The sequence below is a fragment of the Vagococcus vulneris genome, from assembly GCF_003950515.1.
Taxonomy (GTDB): domain Bacteria; phylum Bacillota; class Bacilli; order Lactobacillales; family Vagococcaceae; genus Vagococcus; species Vagococcus vulneris.
In genome coordinates this window covers 1-5,235 of record NZ_NGJS01000034.1, presented here as the reverse complement: position 1 = coordinate 5,235, position 5,235 = coordinate 1, and the positions used below count along the sequence as shown (strand labels likewise).

General features: G+C 34.9%; 4 protein-coding genes. 2 read left to right on the top strand and 2 right to left on the bottom strand.

Translation table 11 applies throughout. From position 1 onward, the window contains the following. Positions 1-238 precede the first annotated feature (238 nt). Positions 239-1,816 carry a peptide chain release factor 3 gene (locus CBF37_RS11390; protein ID WP_125984875.1) on the bottom strand — a complete coding sequence of 526 codons (1,578 nt, stop codon included), beginning with the start codon at positions 1,814-1,816 and terminating at the stop codon, positions 239-241. A gap of 124 nt (positions 1,817-1,940) precedes the next feature. After that, positions 1,941-2,378 carry a GNAT family N-acetyltransferase gene (locus CBF37_RS11385; RefSeq protein WP_125984874.1) on the bottom strand — a complete coding sequence of 146 codons (438 nt, stop codon included), beginning with the start codon at positions 2,376-2,378 and terminating at the stop codon, positions 1,941-1,943. 124 nt (positions 2,379-2,502) lie between these two features. Between CBF37_RS11385 and CBF37_RS11380 the strand changes: the two genes are divergently transcribed. Continuing rightward, entirely contained in the window at positions 2,503-3,627 is a 1,125-nt protein-coding gene (locus tag CBF37_RS11380) for an AI-2E family transporter (protein WP_125984873.1), read from the top strand. Between the two features lie 85 nt (positions 3,628-3,712). Then, complete coding sequence (locus tag CBF37_RS11375) at positions 3,713-5,083, top strand: hemolysin family protein (RefSeq protein ID WP_125984872.1); 1,371 nt, start codon at positions 3,713-3,715, stop codon at positions 5,081-5,083. Positions 5,084-5,235 lie beyond the last annotated feature (152 nt).

The window sequence follows — 5,235 nt, the reverse complement described above, 5'->3', positions numbered from 1 at the left end:
TTTCCATGTTGTGTGTGATAAACTTTGATTGTCCTTTTTCATAAGGGACCTCCTAAATGATTGATATTTCGTGGTCGGGAAACCAAATATATCTTATCATTTTAGGAGACTTTTTTTATACCACGCTGAAAGCTCTTCTGAACCACCCGCATAGCAGGTGGTTTTCAAAACATATAATAAATAAAAAAGTCTAAACCATTTAAATGGTTTAGACTTAAAAAAAATTTATCACATAAAATTATAAAAGGCTCTTCAATTCAACATCTGGATACTTATCCGCAAACCAACGCTCCGCAAATTGGTTTTCAAATAAAAACAGTGGTTGGTCAAAGCGATCACGAGCTAAAATATTTCGACTTGAACTCATTTTTTCATCCAGTTGTTCAGGATCAATCCAACGAGCAATTTTAGTACCCATCGATTCCATAATAATTTCAGTATTATATTCACCCAACATACGGTGTTTGAAAACTTCGAATTGAAGCTGACCTACAGCACCGATAATGTAATCTTCCGTTAAATACGTTTTATAAAGTTGGATGGCCCCTTCTTGTACCAATTGCTGCAAACCTTTATGAAATGATTTTTGTTTCATAACATTTTTAGCTGTAACTTTCATAAATAATTCAGGTGTAAAGTGCGGTAATTCTTCAAACTCAACTCGTTCCTTACCAGTAAAAATTGTATCACCAATCTGATAATTTCCCGTATCGTATAGTCCAATAATATCTCCCGCCACTGCTTCTTGTACGGTTTCACGAGAATCAGCCATAAATTGTGTAGAATTATTTAATTTTATTTTTTTACCTGTTCGATATAATTCAACATCCATTCCGCGTTCAAAGATTCCAGAACAAATACGAACAAAAGCAATTCTATCCCTGTGAGCCGGATTCATATTTGCTTGAATTTTAAAAATAAAGCCTGAAAATTCTTCTGAATACGGACTGACTTCATCGCCTTCTTTAGTCTGATGAGCTGATGGTTTTGGTGCGAATTGTAGGAATGTTTCTAAAAATGTTTGTACACCAAAATTAGTTAATGCTGAACCAAAGAACACAGGCGTTAATTCGCCAGCGGCAATCTTCTCTTCTGAAAATTCATTTCCTGCTTCTAACAATAACTCAACTTCATCTTGGACCTGTTTAAATATTGATTGCTCATTCAATGGATGCTCTTTTGCTAAATTTCCATCTTTAGTTAATTGAATAAAACGATCGCTATCAAATCGATCTGGACGATACACTTCTACACGATGATTATAGATATCGTATAGGCCTTCAAATCCTTTACCCATACCTATCGGCCAGTTCATCGGATATGAATCGATTTCTAAAACTTCTTCAAGTTCTTCAAGTAGATCAAGCGGTTCACGTCCATCTCTATCTAACTTATTAATAAAGGTAAAAATTGGAATCCCACGCATGCGACAAACTTGGAACAACTTCTTTGTTTGTGCTTCAATACCCTTAGCGCTATCTATAACCATCACTGCGCTATCAACAGCCATCAACGTTCGGTATGTGTCTTCAGAAAAGTCTTCGTGACCAGGTGTGTCTAAAATATTCACACGTTTATCATCATAATCAAACTGCATCACGGAACTTGTTACTGAGATACCACGTTGTTTTTCAATATCCATCCAATCAGATTTAGCGAAATTTCCGGTTTTTTTACCTTTGACAGTTCCAGCATTTCGAATAGCTCCTCCGAATAACAATAATTGTTCTGTAATTGTTGTTTTACCAGCATCCGGATGCGAAATAATCGCAAATGTTCGCCGTTTATCTACTTCTTGTCTTTGAGTACTTTCCATAATTAACCCCTTTAAATTTTTATGTCATTATCTACAATTTACATCAACAAAAAACACCACTCAGTATACCATGAATGGTGTCTTCTGTGAATAATTAAGCCATAAAATAAAGCTACAGCAGTTATTATCGCCCAATCCACTGAATCATGTTGCGGTGAGAAATTCCCGCATCCTCATAAACATCCCCAAAAACTTGATAACCTATTTTTTCATAAAAGCCTAGCGCCTGAAGCTGCGCACCAAGAACTAACTCATTTCCGCCGTGTTTTTTTGCATAATCTTTCAAGCCATGCATAATTATTTCGCCATACCCTTTTCCGCGTCCAGACTTGGACACTGCCACACGCTGAATTTTAAAAACACCGGGTGATTTTTCGTAAAGCCTCGCAGTTGCCAATGGTTGTCCATTCTCATATAAAACGAAGTGAACACAACCTTCTTCACCTTCAACTTCTAATTCTTTAGGAACAGCTTGTTCTTTTACAAAAACTTCCATTCGAATATCCACTGCATCTTGATAGACTTTAGAGCCTAGTGTCGTTGTTTCTTTAATTTCAATCATTATTATTCCCCTTTCAATTAAAATTTTCAAGCAATCTGTAATTAAATATATTATACTAAGAAATAAGATGACTCAATGTTTATCTTTTAATAGTTACTTTTTTTTAATAAAAGGAGATGGTTATATGCTTAAAAAGGTTCACGAGTCAAAGCTCATGTTTTGGTCTATAGAACTTTTGATTCTTGCTACACTAATATTTATGGGAACAAAGATAAATTTCTTATTTCAACCTTTAGCAACAATGTTCACAACACTGTTTGCACCAATACTAATCTCAGGTTTTTTATTTTATCTAGTTAATCCGCTTGTCGTTTTCCTAACAAAAAAGGGCTTGCACCGAACTCCTGCAGTTGCCATTGTGATGTTGTTGTTAGTCGGTATTTTAGTCTTTCTATTCATGCTGATTATTCCGAATTTAATTAATCAGCTGACATCCTTAATTAGTAAAATGCCTGCTACTTTCACTCTGGTTGAAAATTGGATTAATAAGATTACTCATCATCCCATTATGAAGAACACCGACATTCAAACTTATTTAGATAAATTCGGTATTTCGATTAGCAGTATTGCAAAATCAACATTAAGTGGACTTAGCTCTGGTGTTGGTTCAATTGTTTCCTCGGTTGCGGGAATCGCAATTATGATAATTACCGTTCCATTTATGCTATTTTACATGCTGAAAGATGGACAAAAATTTTTACCAATGATCAGCAAGTATTTTCCTAAAAATCATAAAAATGAAATTGAAACTTTACTTGGAAAAATGAGCAGCACCATTTCAAAATATATCAGCGGACAAATGATAGAATGCTGCTTTGTCGCAATCTTCACGTTTCTTGGTTATTTCTTAATAGGCATTGATTATGCTTTCCTATTCGGTATGATTGCGGGAACGACTAACATGATTCCTTATATCGGACCTTATCTTGGATTAGCACCTGCAGTTTTAGCAACTGTATTCACTGATCCGTGGAAAGCTGTTTTAGCATGTATCGTTGTTTTAGTGGTCCAACAAGTCGATGGTAACATCGTCTACCCGAACGTCATCGGCAAGAGTTTAGACATTCACCCGTTAACCATTATTATTATTTTATTAGTGGCTGGTAATATTGCGGGACTCCTCGGTATGATTTTAGGAGTACCATTTTACGCTGTCTGTAAGACTGTAATTGTTTATATCTATAATATCGTTCAACTCAACAAGTCTGATTCCAATAATCAAGAAGAGTCTACTCATATAAGTGAATAAAATTTACCTGATATTGCTAAAACGCACCAATTATGATACGATTTCCAAGTAACAATCTACATTTTTTTGAAGGAGAGAAAAGCTTATGAACGCTGACCCCGATAGTCAGTCTATCTTGATTAATATTATTATATTGATTTTTTTAACCTTACTAAACGCCTTTTTTGCAGCTGCAGAAATTTCTGTCGTTTCAGTCAATCGCAATCGCTTAGAATCAAAAGTTGCTGAAGGAGATAAAACATCAATAAAATTATTAAACTTAATCAATGATTCAAATAATTTTTTATCAACAATTCAAGTCGGAATTACCTTGGTAACAATCTTATCTGGTGCGTCTTTAACGAATTCTTTCGCACACGAACTCGCACCATTATTTGGTAATGTCGCATGGGCAAAACAAGCTTCACAGATTATTGTGTTAATTTTATTAACATATGTTTCAATTGTTTTTGGTGAACTTTATCCAAAGCGGATTGCAATCAATAATCCCGAAACAGTGGCTAAATTTGTGATGGGACCTATTAAATTTCTTGGAAAGATTATGAGACCTTTTGTCTGGTTGTTATCTAGCTCAACAAACCTTTTGAGCCGCCTAACTCCGATGACTTTTGACGATGAAAATGAAAAAATGACACGAGAAGAAATGGCCTATATGTTGTCTAATGAAGGTGTCCTTGATACTGAAGAATTAGAAATGGTGCAAGGCATTCTTGACCTGGACACCACATTAGCTAGAGAAGTTATGGTACCTCGAACAGAAGCATTTATGATTGACATCCACGATCCTGTTAAAGAGAATTTAGATAAAGTAATGGGACAAAGTTTCTCGCGTATTCCTGTCTATAATGAAGATAAAGATAAAATTGTAGGTATTATGCATTTAAAAAATCTTTTAAATGCAGCATATCAATCTGGTTTTGATAATCTCGACATTCGTGAGGTCATTCATGAGCCACTTTTCGTACCGGAAACAATCTATATTGATGACTTGCTGGTTGAATTAAAACGCACACAAAACCATATGGCGATTCTTTTAGATGAATATGGCGGTGTCGTTGGCTTAGTTACTTTTGAAGACTTGCTAGAAGAAATTGTTGGAGAAATTGATGATGAATCCGATGATATTACTTTGGAAGAACAGTATACAAAACTCTCGGATAATGAATACATCATCTTAGGCAAAATGTCGATTGATGATTTTAATGATAAATTTGGGACAAAAATTGAAATGCATGATGTTGATACAATGGCTGGTTTCTTGATTACTGAATTAGGTGTGATTCCTGACGAAACCGAGCGCTTATCATTTGATGTAGAGCATATCACGTTGACTACATACAAAACCAAAGGAACACGCTTATTGGAAATCAAGGTTGACATACATGAAGTTGATGATCTTGACGATGACTATGAAGAAGATAAATATCGTCGTGCTAAACAGAACAATAATAATTAAAAGTAAAAGCCGTCACCTATATGGTGGAACTGACCCCAAAAGATGAGACAAATATAAAAACACCCCTGTTGAATTCATGTAAAATGAATTTAACGGAGGTGTGTTTTTTATGGTTAAAAGGATTGCTTATCCAGTAGAAGTAAAAGAAGAAG